General features: G+C 36.4%; 10 protein-coding genes, 3 rRNA genes and 1 pseudogene. 12 read left to right on the forward strand and 2 right to left on the reverse strand.

Annotation, left to right across the window (positions count from 1 at the left end; translation table 11 throughout):
- Window positions 1-205: 205 nt before the first annotated feature.
- Window positions 206-1,576: a YjiH family protein gene (locus JQN76_RS06490; protein ID WP_001549577.1), complete on the forward strand. Its 1,371-nt coding sequence runs from the start codon at window positions 206-208 to the stop codon at window positions 1,574-1,576.
- 131 nt (window positions 1,577-1,707) lie between these two features.
- On the opposite strand, the gene JQN76_RS06495 is transcribed toward JQN76_RS06490, so the two are convergent.
- Window positions 1,708-1,968: a SunI/YnzG family protein gene (locus JQN76_RS06495; protein ID WP_001251935.1), complete on the reverse strand. Its 261-nt coding sequence runs from the start codon at window positions 1,966-1,968 to the stop codon at window positions 1,708-1,710.
- Between the two features lie 176 nt (window positions 1,969-2,144).
- On the opposite strand from JQN76_RS06495, the gene JQN76_RS06500 reads away from it, so the two are divergent.
- The 11 genes and pseudogenes from JQN76_RS06500 to rrf all read left to right on the forward strand — a co-directional run bounded on the left by JQN76_RS06500 (window position 2,145) and on the right by rrf (window position 15,145).
- Window positions 2,145-2,660, forward strand: a complete 516-nt coding sequence (locus tag JQN76_RS06500) for a metal-dependent hydrolase (protein WP_000147094.1) — start codon at window positions 2,145-2,147, stop codon at window positions 2,658-2,660.
- 43 nt (window positions 2,661-2,703) lie between these two features.
- Window positions 2,704-3,891: a UTP--glucose-1-phosphate uridylyltransferase gene (locus JQN76_RS06505; protein ID WP_000884739.1), complete on the forward strand. Its 1,188-nt coding sequence runs from the start codon at window positions 2,704-2,706 to the stop codon at window positions 3,889-3,891.
- Window positions 3,892-3,909: 18 nt separating this feature from the next.
- The gene (trhA, locus tag JQN76_RS06510) at window positions 3,910-4,593 is read left to right on the forward strand and encodes a PAQR family membrane homeostasis protein TrhA (RefSeq protein ID WP_000047255.1); all 684 of its coding nucleotides are present in this window, start codon (window positions 3,910-3,912) and stop codon (window positions 4,591-4,593) included.
- Window positions 4,594-4,769: 176 nt separating this feature from the next.
- The gene (gene sdrM / locus JQN76_RS06515; protein WP_001237506.1) at window positions 4,770-6,113 is read left to right on the forward strand and encodes a multidrug efflux MFS transporter SdrM; all 1,344 of its coding nucleotides are present in this window, start codon (window positions 4,770-4,772) and stop codon (window positions 6,111-6,113) included.
- A 98-nt stretch (window positions 6,114-6,211) separates the two neighbouring features.
- The gene (gene sepA / locus JQN76_RS06520) at window positions 6,212-6,685 is read left to right on the forward strand and encodes a multidrug efflux transporter SepA (protein ID WP_000636857.1); all 474 of its coding nucleotides are present in this window, start codon (window positions 6,212-6,214) and stop codon (window positions 6,683-6,685) included.
- A gap of 321 nt (window positions 6,686-7,006) precedes the next feature.
- Window positions 7,007-8,449 (forward strand): multidrug efflux MFS transporter LmrS, encoded by a 1,443-nt coding sequence (lmrS, locus tag JQN76_RS06525; protein WP_025175394.1) that lies wholly within the window; start codon window positions 7,007-7,009, stop codon window positions 8,447-8,449.
- A gap of 147 nt (window positions 8,450-8,596) precedes the next feature.
- The gene (locus tag JQN76_RS06530; protein ID WP_000958531.1) at window positions 8,597-9,661 is read left to right on the forward strand and encodes an Mrp/NBP35 family ATP-binding protein; all 1,065 of its coding nucleotides are present in this window, start codon (window positions 8,597-8,599) and stop codon (window positions 9,659-9,661) included.
- An 88-nt stretch (window positions 9,662-9,749) separates the two neighbouring features.
- Window positions 9,750-9,934, forward strand: a pseudogene (locus tag JQN76_RS06535) (hypothetical protein).
- 183 nt (window positions 9,935-10,117) lie between these two features.
- Window positions 10,118-11,669, forward strand: a 16S ribosomal RNA gene (locus JQN76_RS06540).
- A gap of 366 nt (window positions 11,670-12,035) precedes the next feature.
- A 23S ribosomal RNA gene (locus tag JQN76_RS06545) occupies window positions 12,036-14,958 on the forward strand.
- Between the two features lie 72 nt (window positions 14,959-15,030).
- Window positions 15,031-15,145 (forward strand): 5S ribosomal RNA (rrf, locus tag JQN76_RS06550).
- The 16S, 23S and 5S rRNA genes sit together here, the layout of an rRNA operon.
- Window positions 15,146-15,665: 520 nt before the next feature.
- Here the strand turns inward: rrf and pdxR are convergent.
- On the reverse strand, window positions 15,666-17,048 hold the full coding sequence (gene pdxR, locus JQN76_RS06555) for a MocR-like pyridoxine biosynthesis transcription factor PdxR (RefSeq protein ID WP_000799248.1): 1,383 nt from the start codon (window positions 17,046-17,048) through the stop codon (window positions 15,666-15,668).
- Window positions 17,049-17,127 lie beyond the last annotated feature (79 nt).

A 17,127-nucleotide genomic window follows, 5' to 3' on the forward strand; every position in this document is an offset into this window, starting at 1 on the left:
AAGTACGAAATCAGTAATTGTACTTAACCTTTTTTGAATTCATCTTGAAAAATTACAAGAAATAGCGTATATTTAATAACTGTAATTATTCATTATTTTGCATACATAAACATTTTGAAAGATAGAATGATAAGGAATATGTTTGTTAACTGAATAGAATTCTGTATATACTTAAAACGAATACATAGAGAAATGGATTGATTTTATGGATAGCTTTTCAAGGAAAGAGATAGTTATTGGGAGACTTAAGTTTATTACGATGTCTTTAATTGGTATCTTATTATTTTTAGTACCAATTCCAGTCGAACAAGATGGACAGAAGCAAACAACGTTGCCCGTGGCATTTTTAGCAGGCGTGCTTAAAGATGTATTAGGTGGCGTAATGCCATTTTTAATTGTGACGATAATTACTTTATCGGGTATCATAACTCTGATTTGTTCAACTATTTTAAAAGATAAATTGAAACCTGACGGGCTAATGAACAATGCTTTTAACGTTAGAATTGGTTGGTTAATTTTACGAATATTAGCAGTTGTTTTTGCATGGATGACATTTTTACGAATTGGTTCAAAGGTTATTTACTCAGATGAAACGGGTGGATTATTGTTCTCAAGTTTATTGCCAACATTAGTGGCAGTATTCTTATTTGCAGCTCTATTTTTACCACTATTAATGGAATACGGTTTGTTAGAGATGTTGGGTCCTATTTTTAGACCGGTTATGAGACCTTTATTTACATTGCCAGGACGTTCGACGGTAGATAATTTAGCATCATTTATCGGAGACGGAACTGTTGGGGTCTTAATTACAAGTAGACAATATGGTGAAGGATATTATTCTCGTCGTGAGGCAACAGTTATTTCAACGACATTTAGTGTAGTTTCTATCACCTTTGCAATTGTAGTTGCTGAAACAGTGCACATGCAAAATCAATTTTTTGCTTTCTATTTATCAGTGATAGTATCCTGCCTCGTTGCAGCAGTCATTATGCCAAGAATTTGGCCTTTAAATAAAATTCCTGATGAGTATGCTAAGGAGGTACCTGAAAGTGCGCGTACTGAGGCATTGCCAGAAGGAAAGACGGCATTGAGACATGGCTTTGATACTGCAACAGAAGTAGGTATTAAAGCACCGGGCGTTATTGACTTTTTTAAGTCAGGATTAAAAACAGTCATTGATATGTGGTTTGTTATTTTGCCTGTAGTAATGAGTATTGGTACTATTGCTACCATTATTGCGAACTACACGCCCTTTTTTGTCATATTGGGTAAACCTTTTGTTCCATTTTTAGAGTTAATGCAAATACCTGAAGCGGCACAGGCTTCTCAAACGATTATTATCGGTTTTGCCGATATGTTTTTACCTTCTATATTAATTGAAGGTGTACAAAATGATATAACTCGTTTTGTTATTGGGGCACTTAGTATATCGCAGTTAATATACTTGTCTGAAGTAGGTGGCGTCATACTTGGTTCGAAGATTCCTGTAAGCATCGGCAAATTGTTTATGATTTTCTTGATTAGAACAATCATTACACTACCAATTATTTCTTTGATGGCACATCTTTTGTTATAAATATATGTGAAAAAGGACAACTGTTAAAATTATGGGAACAGTTGTCCTTTTGTATTTGTTTATGCTGGGTGTTGAATCAATTAAAAAAATCATTCATGAAGCCCTCACCATGAATGATTTTTTTATACAATTTATTTAGTTAATTCATTGTAAACTTTTTGATCATTTTGAGTATAAATAATGTATTCGTGGTCTTCAGTATCGATAATAACGCGATTCGTTTTACCAAACGTTGAGCCGATTCTAGATACATCTTTGCTGTCTAATTTAGGAACTGCATGAATATCTTGGTCTTGTGTAATATTTTTAATTTCACTTGTAGGAATTTTGATATCAGCAACTCTCCATTGAATACGCACTTCATTATTATCCTTTTTTACTGTCATTGCCATTATTCAAACACATCCTTTAAATATTTTGTAAATACATCATAAACGATTTTGTAATCGTTTTCAAGAGTTATGTGATACTTTTTTAAATTGTGTCATACTAATGAGTTTTAACCCGAAAATATGTTCGTGTTTTTGTTAGGGATGTGGTAAAATGTGAGTATTAAAGGAGAACAAATATGACAGGTAAAACACATGCTTCATGCGGCATGCTCGTTGGAGCGCTAACAACACAATATTTTCAAACGGATATTTTTTCGTCGGTTACGGTTATCATTCTAGCAACTCTAGCTAGCTTATTACCCGATATATGTCACACTCAAAGTAAGATTGGCAGAAGGTTTAAGGTAATTAGTTTTTTTGTGAGATTGATCTTTGGACATCGAACCTTTACGCATTCAATATTATTTATCGCAATCATAGCATTTTTATTGCAAATTATTCAGACGCCTAATTATTATATGGCAGCAATTATAATTGGATTAGTGTCACATGTTATACTAGATATGATAACACCAAAAGGCGTGAAATTATTTTATCCGTTACCGTTTAATGTGAAGACACCGATTCAATTTAAAACAGGTGGACTTGTAGACTTATCTTTAGCTACAGCGTTAATGGTCGGAACAGTTTATGTTTTATTTCAGCCTTTCATCAATGATATAATAAGCAACTGGAATACTAAGTTTTTATAGAAAATAAATTATTAAAGGTTACAAACTCAGCAGGAGGCATAAAATGCTAGATAAAAATCAATTAGCTAAATATAAACAAGATCATTTGTGTGAATATGAAAAAATAATGAGTAACAATGAAAAAGAAGCACTTGAAGAGAAGGTAGCGTCATTAGATTTAGATTTTATTGCCAAATTATATAACGATTTATACATCAATAAGAAAACAATAGATGATGTATCTGCAGTTTCTGAAGTGAAATATGATATTAAATCACAAATGAGTGATGATGAGATTAAGCGTTTAGAGGAACAAGGACTTCAAGCTATTAAAGAAGGACAATTTGCAGTACTTTTGATGGCAGGTGGTCAAGGAACAAGACTTGGTTACAAGGGCCCTAAAGGTTCGTTTGAAATTGAAGGTGTAAGTTTATTTGAACTTCAAGCTAACCAATTAAAAACATTGAATCATCAATCTGGACATACGATTCAATGGTATATTATGACAAGTGATATCAATCATGAAGAAACTTTAGCTTATTTCGAAGCACATAGTTATTTTGGATATGATCAAGAAGCAATCCATTTCTTTAAACAAGATAATATTGTGGCGCTTAGTGAAGAAGGGAAGTTAATTTTAAATCAACAGGGTCGTATTATGGAAACGCCGAATGGTAATGGTGGCGTGTTTAAATCTTTAGACAAGGCAGGATACTTAGAAGAAATGTCTAATAATGGCGTTAAGTATATTTTCTTGAATAATATCGACAATGTTTTAGTAAGAGTGTTGGATCCACTATTTGCAGGATTTACGGTAGAACATGATTACGATATTACTTCTAAAACGATTCAACCAAAACCAGGAGAAAGTGTTGGACGTTTAGTTAATGTCGATTGTAAAGATACAGTACTGGAGTATTCAGAATTAGATCCAGAAGTTGCAAATCAATTTAACAATGCTAATATCGGTATTCATGCATTTAAACTTGGTTTTATTTTAAACGCTGTAAATCGTGAGTTACCTTATCATTTAGCTATTAAGAATTTGAAGCAATTAGATGAGAACTTTGGTGTTATTGAACAACCAACTTTAAAATTCGAATTGTTCTATTTTGACATATTTACTTATGGAACTAGTTTTGTCACGTTACAAGTTCCTAGAGAAGAAGAATTTTCACCTCTTAAAAATAAAGAAGGTAAAGATAGTGTTGCAACTGCAACAGAAGATTTACGTAGAATGGGTTTAATTTAATGATAGGCGGTGACTATGATGTCCAAATCAACTAAAAAAAGTAATGACACAATCGTAGAAACATTTAAGGATATCATCCCTTTATCATTTGGAGAAGAAATTGGTAATGCGGCATCTCATGGTGTTGCAGCTTTGTTAACATTATTAGTGTTACCCTATGCGGCTGTGCACAGTTATATTGCACATGGTACGCTTGCGTCTGTGAGTATGTCTATTTATGTTATTTCTATCTTTATGATGTTTATTTCATCTACTATTTATCATTCTATGCAAAATGAAACACCTCATAAATATATTTTAAGGATTATCGATCACAGTATGATTTACGTAGCAATTTCTGGTACATATACGCCTATTTTGTTAACAGTTGTAGGTGGTTGGATAGGTTGGACAGTATTTATTTTATTATGGGGAACGACACTTTGGGGGATTTTATATAAATCCATAGCTGTCAAAGTTAACCAAAAGTTAAGCTTAATTGTCTATTTAGTGATGGGCTGGGTAGGTATTATCTTGTTACCAATTATTTTTATTCGCACATCATGGATATTCATATTATTCATTTTCTTAGGTGGTGTGTCTTATACAATTGGTGCATGGTTTTATGCACAAAAGAATAGACCATATTTTCATATGATTTGGCATATTTTTATTGTAATAGCATCACTATTGCATTTAATTGCAATCTTATATTTTATGTAGTCGTTTAGAAAAGCTGGGGGAAACTCCGCTTTTTTTATTACATAAATCATTCTAATAGGGGATTGTATTGTAATAGAATTATCGTTAAGATTTGAAAGTCAAAAGTGTTTATACATATGAAAACCAATTATTTGTAAATAAAATCTTATAAATAAATATATAGAAGGAGGTATTTCATGCGATTAAAGTCAATCATAACTGTTATAGCTTTAATATTAATTATGTTTATGTCAGCGATTGAATCATCTATTATTTCGCTTGCATTACCTACAATTAAACAAGATTTAAATGCAGGAAATTTAATTTCATTAATTTTCACAGCGTATTTTATCGCATTAGTAATTGCCAATCCTATAGTGGGCGAATTACTTTCGAGATTTAAAATTATTTATGTGGCAATTGCAGGATTACTTTTATTTAGTATAGGTAGTTTTATGTGTGGTTTAAGTACTAATTTTACTATGCTAATTATATCACGCGTGATACAAGGTTTTGGATCAGGTGTATTGATGTCATTATCGCAAATTGTTCCAAAGTTAGCATTTGAAATTCCGTTACGATATAAAATTATGGGCATAGTTGGCAGTGTTTGGGGTATTTCGAGTATCATTGGGCCACTTCTAGGTGGTGGTATATTAGAATTTGCAACATGGCATTGGTTATTCTACATAAATATACCGATTGCGATCATTGCCATTATATTAGTTATATGGACATTTCATTTTCCAGAGGAAGAAACAGTTGCTAAATCAAAATTTGATACTAAAGGGCTCACGCTATTTTATGTATTTATTGGATTGATTATGTTTGCTTTATTAAACCAACAGCTGTTACTTTTAAATTTCTTGAGTTTTATCTTAGCTATCGTTGTGGCAATGTGTTTATTTAAAGTAGAAAAACATGTTTCTTCACCATTTTTACCTGTGGTTGAATTTAATCGTTCGATTACTTTAGTTTTTATAACTGACCTTCTAACAGCTATTTGTTTAATGGGATTCAATTTATATATTCCAGTCTACCTTCAAGAACAACTAGGATTATCTCCATTGCAAAGTGGATTGGTTATTTTTCCTTTATCTGTAGCTTGGATTACATTGAATTTTAATTTACATCGAATTGAAGCAAAACTATCAAGGAAAGTTATTTACTTACTATCATTTACATTGCTACTAGTAAGTAGTATTATCATTTCATTTGGTATTAAATTGCCGGTACTTATAGCATTTGTGTTAATTTTGGCAGGATTAAGTTTTGGATATATTTATACGAAAGATAGTGTGATTGTCCAAGAGGAAACTAGCCCATTACAAATGAAGAAAATGATGTCATTTTATGGATTAACTAAAAATCTTGGGGCATCAATAGGTTCAACAATAATGGGATATCTTTATGCGATACAATCAGGAATCTTTGGTCCAAACTTACACAATGTGTTAAGTGCTGTTGCTGTAATTAGCATTGGGCTTATTGTTTTATGGGTCGTATTTTTTAAAGAACAGTCATCTCAATCAAAAGAATAGAATTATGATTAAAATTGATGTAGTGTAATTAAAGTAAGAAATAATAAATTTCCTAGATACTAGATAAATCGTTCAATATTTTATTAATAAGGAGGCCAATGATTGTGAATTATCTTAAACATAAGTTTTATAACTTGTTAACTACAATGATTGTTCTCTTTATTTTTGTACTTTCTGGTGCGATTTTTTTAACATTTCTAGGGTTTGGTTTATATGGATTAAGTAGAATACTTATTTATTTTAGGTTGGGTGACTTTACATATAATAGAAGTATGTACGATAACCTATTATATTATGGCAGTTATATAATCTTTGGGTACTTCATCATATTTGCAGTCGAGCATTTAATGGATTATTTTAGAAAAATGTTGCCTGAAAATGCATATTTTAGAGGCGCGACTTTTCATTTGATTTCTTACACAGTTGCAACAACGTTATTTTATTTTATTATTCATCTGAACTATGTGTATATCAATATCGATTTTTGGGTCATCATGGTTATTATAGGGTTCTTATATGTTTGTAAGCTTCAATTTTACCCTGAAAGTAAAAATTTAAATAATAGAAAATAGATATCTGAAGTTGAGGGCACATATGTGTTCCAACTTCTTTTTGTTCAATAGAAGAATCGATAATAGTGAGTCTTAGTGCTCAATTTGTGGTAAATAAGTTAAATAACCATTGTATGAGTCTGAGACATAAAATAAATTATTAGGCCCTACAATGTTATATTGTTAGTTTTTAAGTACACATTAGCTGTGCCTAATGTGTAAGAACCAATAATGATTTATTATGTAGTGCTTCTTTATTATTTGAGTACTACTCCCATTATGTTCATGGCTATACGTATTAAAGGGACAAGTGTATATCTGTTTTAAAAAGGAGGAATTATGATGGCTAAAGTTGAATTAACAACCCGGAGACGAAACTTCATAGTTGCTGTTATGTTGATTAGTGCGTTTGTAGCTATTTTAAATCAAACATTATTAAATACAGCGTTACCTAGTATAATGAGAGAATTAAATATCAATGAAAGTACATCGCAATGGCTAGTTACTGGGTTTATGCTTGTTAATGGCGTCATGATACCTCTGACGGCATATCTAATGAATAGAATTAAAACTAGACCTTTATACTTAGCGGCGATGGGGACATTTTTATTAGGTTCTATTGTTGCAGCCTTAGCTCCGAATTTTGGAGTTTTAATGTTAGCACGTGTAATTCAAGCGATGGGTGCAGGCGTACTTATGCCCTTAATGCAATTTACGTTATTTACATTGTTCAGTAAAGAACATCGAGGTTTTGCAATGGGACTAGCAGGTTTAGTAATTCAATTTGCACCAGCAATAGGCCCTACAGTTACAGGATTAATTATTGATCAAGCGAGTTGGCGAGTACCATTTATTATAATTGTAGGAATTGCTTTAGTTGCCTTTGTTTTCGGCTTAGTTTCAATCTCAAGTTACAATGAAGTGAAATATACGAAATTAGATAAGCGCTCAGTAATGTATTCAACTATTGGATTCGGGTTAATGCTATACGCATTTAGTAGTGCAGGAGATTTAGGATTTACAAGTCCAATAGTAATAGGTGCGTTGATAATAAGTATGGTTATTATCTATTTATTTATACGTAGACAATTTAATATTACTAATGCACTTTTAAATTTAAGGGTTTTTAAAAATAGAACATTTGCATTATGTACGATTAGTTCAATGATTATAATGATGTCAATGGTTGGACCTGCGCTGCTTATACCGCTATATGTTCAAAACAGTTTATCTTTATCTGCCTTGTTATCAGGACTTGTTATCATGCCTGGTGCAATAATAAATGGTATTATGTCAGTTTTTACAGGTAAATTTTATGATAAGTATGGTCCTAGACCATTGATTTATACTGGTTTTACAATTTTAACAATTACTACAATTATGTTGTGTTTCTTGCATACAGACACATCTTATACGTATTTAATAGTCGTATATGCAATTAGAATGTTTTCAGTTTCTTTACTCATGATGCCGATAAATACTACAGGAATTAATTCTTTGAGAAATGAAGAAATCTCACATGGCACGGCTATTATGAACTTTGGTCGTGTAATGGCTGGTTCACTAGGCACAGCTTTAATGGTTACATTAATGAGTTTTGGTGCAAAAATATTTTTATCTACATCGCCATCGCATTTAACTGCAACTGAAATTAAACAGCAATCCATTGCTATAGGGGTGGATATCTCATTTGCTTTTGTAGCTGTGCTTGTTATGGCAGCTTATGTGATAGCACTTTTTATAAGAGAACCTAAAGAAATAGAAAGTAATAGAAGGAAATTTTAAAATAATTATAGTAGTTGGTCTATTTAAAATAATAGGCTAACTGCTTTTTTTATTTAATAAAAAGTTTTATACTTTTAGTGATAGACTAAGCAAAAATTGTTATTTGCTATGATGTAGATGTCTTAAAATGATTAAGGGGGATTTGCTTTGTTAACGGTAGATCAAGTGAAAGAATTGGTAGGAGAAATTAAAGATCCTATTATAGATGTGCCTTTAAAAGAAACAGAAGGTATTGTTGAAGTTTCTATTAAGGAAGAAAAAGAACATGTGAGTGTTAAATTAGCAATGGCACAATTAGGTGGTGCACCGCAATTAGATTTACAGATGGCTGTTGTTAATGCATTAAAAGAAAACGGTGCGAAAACGGTCGGTATACGATTTGAAACATTGCCGGAAGAAAAAGTAAATCAATTTAAACCAAAAGAAGAAAATAAACCTAAAACGATAGAAGGCCTATTATCTCAAAATAATCCAGTCGAATTTATTGCAATAGCCTCCGGTAAAGGTGGTGTCGGTAAATCTACTGTTGCAGTAAATTTAGCCGTTGCCTTAGCTCGTGAAGGGAAAAAAGTCGGATTAGTAGATGCCGATATATATGGATTTAGTGTACCAGATATGATGGGTATTGATGAAAAGCCTGGAATTAAAGGGAAGGAAGTAATTCCAGTTGAACGTCATGGCGTTAAAGTTATATCAATGGCCTTTTTTGTGGAAGAAAATGCGCCAGTTATATGGAGAGGGCCAATGTTAGGTAAAATGTTGACGAATTTCTTTACAGAAGTTAAATGGGGAGACATTGAATATTTAATACTCGATCTTCCACCTGGAACAGGAGATGTAGCTTTAGATGTTCATACGATGTTACCTTCAAGTAAGGAAATTATTGTAACGACACCTCATCCTACAGCAGCATTTGTTGCAGCTCGCGCAGGTGCGATGGCAAAACATACGGATCATTCTATTCTTGGCGTAATTGAAAACATGAGTTATTTTGAAAGTAAAGAGACGGGTAATAAAGAATATGTCTTTGGCAAAGGTGGCGGTACTAAGTTAGCTGATGAACTTAATACTCAATTACTTGGGGAATTACCTTTAGAGCAACCATCTTGGAATCCAAAAGATTTTGCACCGTCAATATATCAATCAGATGATCGTCTAGGTAAAATTTATAGCTCGATTGCACAAAAAGTTATAGCTGCTACAAATAAATAGGTATAATATATGCTAAACGTACAAAATTACTTTTATTTTGTACGTTTTTATGTTGATTTGTTTTGGAATGCTGGTAAAATAAGTTCTTGTGTTAAGCAATAAACGCGTTGAAAAAGAAGCGGGTTGTGAACACAAAAAGTTTTAAAAAAGTTATTGACTTTAAATTCCAAAGTTGATAATATGATAAAGTCGTCAAAAACGACGCAGTTGTTTTTAAAGAAGAATTTCAAAAGTGTAAAACTTACCATTGAAATAACTATAAAAACAATATAGAATAAATAAAGTAATCGTTCAAAAAGTTATTGACTTCAAGAAATAAATGAAGTAGAATAAAAGAGATTGAACATTAATGAACATTGAAAACTGAATGACAATATGTCAACGTTAATTCCAAAAAATGTAACTATAAGTTACAAACATTATTTAGTATTTATGAGCTAATCAAACATCATAATTTTTATGGAGAGTTTGATCCTGGCTCAGGATGAACGCTGGCGGCGTGCCTAATACATGCAAGTCGAGCGAACGGACGAGAAGCTTGCTTCTCTGATGTTAGCGGCGGACGGGTGAGTAACACGTGGATAACCTACCTATAAGACTGGGATAACTTCGGGAAACCGGAGCTAATACCGGATAATATTTTGAACCGCATGATTCAAAAGTGAAAGACGGTCTTGCTGTCACTTATAGATGGATCCGCGCTGCATTAGCTAGTTGGTAAGGTAACGGCTTACCAAGGCAACGATGCATAGCCGACCTGAGAGGGTGATCGGCCACACTGGAACTGAGACACGGTCCAGACTCCTACGGGAGGCAGCAGTAGGGAATCTTCCGCAATGGGCGAAAGCCTGACGGAGCAACGCCGCGTGAGTGATGAAGGTCTTCGGATCGTAAAACTCTGTTATTAGGGAAGAACATATGTGTAAGTAACTGTGCACATCTTGACGGTACCTAATCAGAAAGCCACGGCTAACTACGTGCCAGCAGCCGCGGTAATACGTAGGTGGCAAGCGTTATCCGGAATTATTGGGCGTAAAGCGCGCGTAGGCGGTTTTTTAAGTCTGATGTGAAAGCCCACGGCTCAACCGTGGAGGGTCATTGGAAACTGGAAAACTTGAGTGCAGAAGAGGAAAGTGGAATTCCATGTGTAGCGGTGAAATGCGCAGAGATATGGAGGAACACCAGTGGCGAAGGCGACTTTCTGGTCTGTAACTGACGCTGATGTGCGAAAGCGTGGGGATCAAACAGGATTAGATACCCTGGTAGTCCACGCCGTAAACGATGAGTGCTAAGTGTTAGGGGGTTTCCGCCCCTTAGTGCTGCAGCTAACGCATTAAGCACTCCGCCTGGGGAGTACGACCGCAAGGTTGAAACTCAAAGGAATTGACGGGGACCCGCACAAGCGGTGGAGCATGTGGTTTAATTCGAAGCAACGCGAAGAACCTTACCAAATCTTGACATCCTTTGACAACTCTAGAGATAGAGCCTTCCCCTTCGGGGGACAAAGTGACAGGTGGTGCATGGTTGTCGTCAGCTCGTGTCGTGAGATGTTGGGTTAAGTCCCGCAACGAGCGCAACCCTTAAGCTTAGTTGCCATCATTAAGTTGGGCACTCTAAGTTGACTGCCGGTGACAAACCGGAGGAAGGTGGGGATGACGTCAAATCATCATGCCCCTTATGATTTGGGCTACACAAGTGCTACAATGGACAATACAAAGGGCAGCGAAACCGCGAGGTCAAGCAAATCCCATAAAGTTGTTCTCAGTTCGGATTGTAGTCTGCAACTCGACTACATGAAGCTGGAATCGCTAGTAATCGTAGATCAGCATGCTACGGTGAATACGTTCCCGGGTCTTGTACACACCGCCCGTCACACCACGAGAGTTTGTAACACCCGAAGCCGGTGGAGTAACCTTTTAGGAGCTAGCCGTCGAAGGTGGGACAAATGATTGGGGTGAAGTCGTAACAAGGTAGCCGTATCGGAAGGTGCGGCTGGATCACCTCCTTTCTAAGGATATATTCGGAACATCTTCTTCAGAAGATGCGGAATAACGTGACATATTGTATTCAGTTTTGAATGTTTATTTAACATTCAAATATTTTTTGGTTAAAGTGATATTGCTTATGAAAATAAAGCAGTATGCGAGCGCTTGACTAAAAAGAAATTGTACATTGAAAACTAGATAAGTAAGTAAAATATAGATTTTACCAAGCAAAACCGAGTGAATAAAGAGTTTTAAATAAGCTTGAATTCATAAGAAATAATCGCTAGTGTTCGAAAGAACACTCACAAGATTAATAACGCGTTTAAATCTTTTTATAAAAGAACGTAACTTCATGTTAACGTTTGACTTATAAAAATGGTGGAAACATAGATTAAGTTATTAAGGGCGCACGGTGGATGCCTTGGCACTAGAAGCCGATGAAGGACGTTACTAACGACGATATGCTTTGGGGAGCTGTAAGTAAGCTTTGATCCAGAGATTTCCGAATGGGGAAACCCAGCATGAGTTATGTCATGTTATCGATATGTGAATACATAGCATATCAGAAGGCACACCCGGAGAACTGAAACATCTTAGTACCCGGAGGAAGAGAAAGAAAATTCGATTCCCTTAGTAGCGGCGAGCGAAACGGGAAGAGCCCAAACCAACAAGCTTGCTTGTTGGGGTTGTAGGACACTCTATACGGAGTTACAAAGGACGACATTAGACGAATCATCTGGAAAGATGAATCAAAGAAGGTAATAATCCTGTAGTCGAAAATGTTGTCTCTCTTGAGTGGATCCTGAGTACGACGGAGCACGTGAAATTCCGTCGGAATCTGGGAGGACCATCTCCTAAGGCTAAATACTCTCTAGTGACCGATAGTGAACCAGTACCGTGAGGGAAAGGTGAAAAGCACCCCGGAAGGGGAGTGAAATAGAACCTGAAACCGTGTGCTTACAAGTAGTCAGAGCCCGTTAATGGGTGATGGCGTGCCTTTTGTAGAATGAACCGGCGAGTTACGATTTGATGCAAGGTTAAGCAGTAAATGTGGAGCCGTAGCGAAAGCGAGTCTGAATAGGGCGTTTAGTATTTGGTCGTAGACCCGAAACCAGGTGATCTACCCTTGGTCAGGTTGAAGTTCAGGTAACACTGAATGGAGGACCGAACCGACTTACGTTGAAAAGTGAGCGGATGAACTGAGGGTAGCGGAGAAATTCCAATCGAACCTGGAGATAGCTGGTTCTCTCCGAAATAGCTTTAGGGCTAGCCTCAAGTGATGATTATTGGAGGTAGAGCACTGTTTGGACGAGGGGCCCCTCTCGGGTTACCGAATTCAGACAAACTCCGAATGCCAATTAATTTAACTTGGGAGTCAGAACATGGGTGATAAGGTCCGTGTTCGAAAGGGAAACAGCCCAGACCACCAGCTAAGGTCCCAAAATATATGTTAAGTGGAAAAGGATGTGGCGTTGCCCAGACAACTAGGATGTTGGCTTAGAAGCAGCCATCATTTAAAGAGTGCGTAATAGCTCACTAGTCGAGTGACACTGCGCCGAAAATGTACCGGGGCTAAACATATTACCGAAGCTGTGGATTGTCCTTTGGACAATGGTAGGAGAGCGTTCTAAGGGCGTTGAAGCATGATCGTAAGGACATGTGGAGCGCTTAGAAGTGAGAATGCCGGTGTGAGTAGCGAAAGACGGGTGAGAATCCCGTCCACCGATTGACTAAGGTTTCCAGAGGAAGGCTCGTCCGCTCTGGGTTAGTCGGGTCCTAAGCTGAGGCCGACAGGCGTAGGCGATGGATAACAGGTTGATATTCCTGTACCACCTATAATCGTTTTAATCGATGGGGGGACGCAGTAGGATAGGCGAAGCGTGCGATTGGATTGCACGTCTAAGCAGTAAGGCTGAGTATTAGGCAAATCCGGTACTCGTTAAGGCTGAGCTGTGATGGGGAGAAGACATTGAGTCTTCGAGTCGTTGATTTCACACTGCCGAGAAAAGCCTCTAGATAGAAAATAGGTGCCCGTACCGCAAACCGACACAGGTAGTCAAGATGAGAATTCTAAGGTGAGCGAGCGAACTCTCGTTAAGGAACTCGGCAAAATGACCCCGTAACTTCGGGAGAAGGGGTGCTCTTTAGGGTTAACGCCCAGAAGAGCCGCAGTGAATAGGCCCAAGCGACTGTTTATCAAAAACACAGGTCTCTGCTAAACCGTAAGGTGATGTATAGGGGCTGACGCCTGCCCGGTGCTGGAAGGTTAAGAGGAGTGGTTAGCTTCTGCGAAGCTACGAATCGAAGCCCCAGTAAACGGCGGCCGTAACTATAACGGTCCTAAGGTAGCGAAATTCCTTGTCGGGTAAGTTCCGACCCGCACGAAAGGCGTAACGATTTGGGCACTGTCTCAACGAGAGACTCGGTGAAATCATAGTACCTGTGAAGATGCAGGTTACCCGCGACAGGACGGAAAGACCCCGTGGAGCTTTACTGTAGCCTGATATTGAAATTCGGCACAGCTTGTACAGGATAGGTAGGAGCCTTTGAAACGTGAGCGCTAGCTTACGTGGAGGCGCTGGTGGGATACTACCCTAGCTGTGTTGGCTTTCTAACCCGCACCACTTATCGTGGTGGGAGACAGTGTCAGGCGGGCAGTTTGACTGGGGCGGTCGCCTCCTAAAAGGTAACGGAGGCGCTCAAAGGTTCCCTCAGAATGGTTGGAAATCATTCATAGAGTGTAAAGGCATAAGGGAGCTTGACTGCGAGACCTACAAGTCGAGCAGGGTCGAAAGACGGACTTAGTGATCCGGTGGTTCCGCATGGAAGGGCCATCGCTCAACGGATAAAAGCTACCCCGGGGATAACAGGCTTATCTCCCCCAAGAGTTCACATCGACGGGGAGGTTTGGCACCTCGATGTCGGCTCATCGCATCCTGGGGCTGTAGTCGGTCCCAAGGGTTGGGCTGTTCGCCCATTAAAGCGGTACGCGAGCTGGGTTCAGAACGTCGTGAGACAGTTCGGTCCCTATCCGTCGTGGGCGTAGGAAATTTGAGAGGAGCTGTCCTTAGTACGAGAGGACCGGGATGGACATACCTCTGGTGTACCAGTTGTCGTGCCAACGGCATAGCTGGGTAGCTATGTGTGGACGGGATAAGTGCTGAAAGCATCTAAGCATGAAGCCCCCCTCAAGATGAGATTTCCCAACTTCGGTTATAAGATCCCTCAAAGATGATGAGGTTAATAGGTTCGAGGTGGAAGCATGGTGACATGTGGAGCTGACGAATACTAATCGATCGAAGACTTAATCAAAATAAATGTTTTGCGAAGCAAAATCACTTTTACTTACTATCTAGTTTTGAATGTATAATTTACATTCATATGTCTGGTGACTATAGCAAGGAGGTCACACCTGTTCCCATGCCGAACACAGAAGTTAAGCTCCTTAGCGTCGATGGTAGTCGAACTTACGTTCCGCTAGAGTAGAACGTTGCCAGGCAAAAATGGATGCGATGAGCCGCATTGAGACCGTGAGGTCTCTTTTTTTATGTCTAAAACGTCAAAATAAAAGTTAACACAAAGAAAATGGCTTGACGAAGTGAAAACGTTTGAATCTGACGAAACGAGAAAAGAGCGCAACGAGTTTAGTAGAGCTAAATGAGTAAGCGAGAGCCGAAGAAGAGGAAAGAAGCAAGCGATTGTCACAAGTCAAGAAAGGTTCTTAGCGAGGATGGTAACCAACTTACGTTCCGCTAGAGTAGAACTGGAAATGATAATTTAATAATGTACACTTTCGATTGTCTAAGTATGTACAACTTTAATTTTGTGTTTATATAAATTTAAAATGATATCATCGAAAACAAAATATTGTATAAATAGAGAAGAGCAGTAAGACGGTATCTAATTGAAAATGATCTTACTGCTCTTTTATATACTTTATTGAAATACAAAAAGGAAATTAATTATTATACAATAGACAAGCTATTGCATAAGTAACACTAACTTTTATCAAAGAAGTGTTACTTTATAATTAATGATTTTATTAGAGCGTCTACATGCGGTTTTAAAGCATCATCGTCTATACCGCCAAAGCCTAATATAAATTTAGGGGTTTTCTTATAGTCTTGATCATCATCAAAATTATAAACTTGTAATTTTAACTTTACTTTGTTTGCTCTATCAAGACACTCTTGTAATGTTAATCCATTTTTTACTGTAATTGTAAAATGCATACCCGTTTCAGCACCTTGAATATCAAGCTGCTCTTTGTAAGGTTTCAATCTTTTTAAAATATAGGTTAGTTTTCTACGATAAATTCGTCTCATTTTATTTAAATGCCTTTCAAAACCACCGGAAGATATAAACGTTGCAATAAGGTTTTGCATATGAACAGGTACAGTGTTGCCTTCAATGTGATTTTGAGAATGATATTTTTTCATTATAGAATAGGGTAACACCATATATGCAACTCGACAGCTAGGAAAAATAGACTTTGAAAATGTACTGATATAAATCACTTTTTCTCCTCTTGAATATAGACCTTGAATTGCTGGAATGGGTTTGCCGAAATATCTAAACTCGGAATCATAATCATCTTCTATAATAAATCGTTCTTCTTTTTCTTGAGCCCATTGTATTAATTGAGTTCGCTTTTTTAAGTCCATCACATATCCAGTTGGAAATTGATGGGAAGGCGTTATATATACTATATTTTTTTGTGATTTAATAACTTCATCTACGTTTATTCCATTATCTTCAACTTCAATTTGTTCATATTCAACTTGTTTTTTATCTAAAATATTTTTGATTGGTGGATAACTAGGTTTTTCGATAATAAATGTTGAAGTATAAAGTAAATCGACTAATTGATTTACTAATTGTTCGGTAGATGAGCCAATTATAATTTGATTAGGATCACAAATTACACCACGATTAGTAAATAAATAAAATGCCAGTTGAAATCTTAAATGTAATTCTCCTTGAAAATGTCCTCTACGTAATTGATTTAAATGATTTGTATCATAAAGATCTTTGGAATACTTTCTGAAAAGTTCTATCGGGAAATGTTTCGTATCTATTTCATCCAAATTAAAAGCATAATCATAAGCTTCATCACTCGCTTTTGGTTTATATGAATCATCATCAAAAAGAGAGGGGATAGGTTGATTGTTTAAAATTGTTAAAGATTCAATTTCGGACACAAAATATCCAGAGCGAGGTCTTGAATAAATGTAACCTTCGTCTAATAGAAGTTGATATGCATGCTCTACGGTTGTTTGGCTGATAGATAAATGTTTGCTTAATTGTCTTTTAGAATAAAATTTATCGCCTTCTTTAAATTGACCTTCAATTATTTGTTTTTTTAATTTTTCATAAAGTTGATGGTATAAAGTGTTTTTCAATTTTATAACTGACCTCCTAAATTTATCTTATTTTGTACCTTTTTAAATATCAGTTTATACATTACAATGTATTTAATCA

This window comes from Staphylococcus sp. SM3655 (assembly GCF_016917315.1).
Taxonomy (GTDB): domain Bacteria; phylum Bacillota; class Bacilli; order Staphylococcales; family Staphylococcaceae; genus Staphylococcus; species Staphylococcus aureus.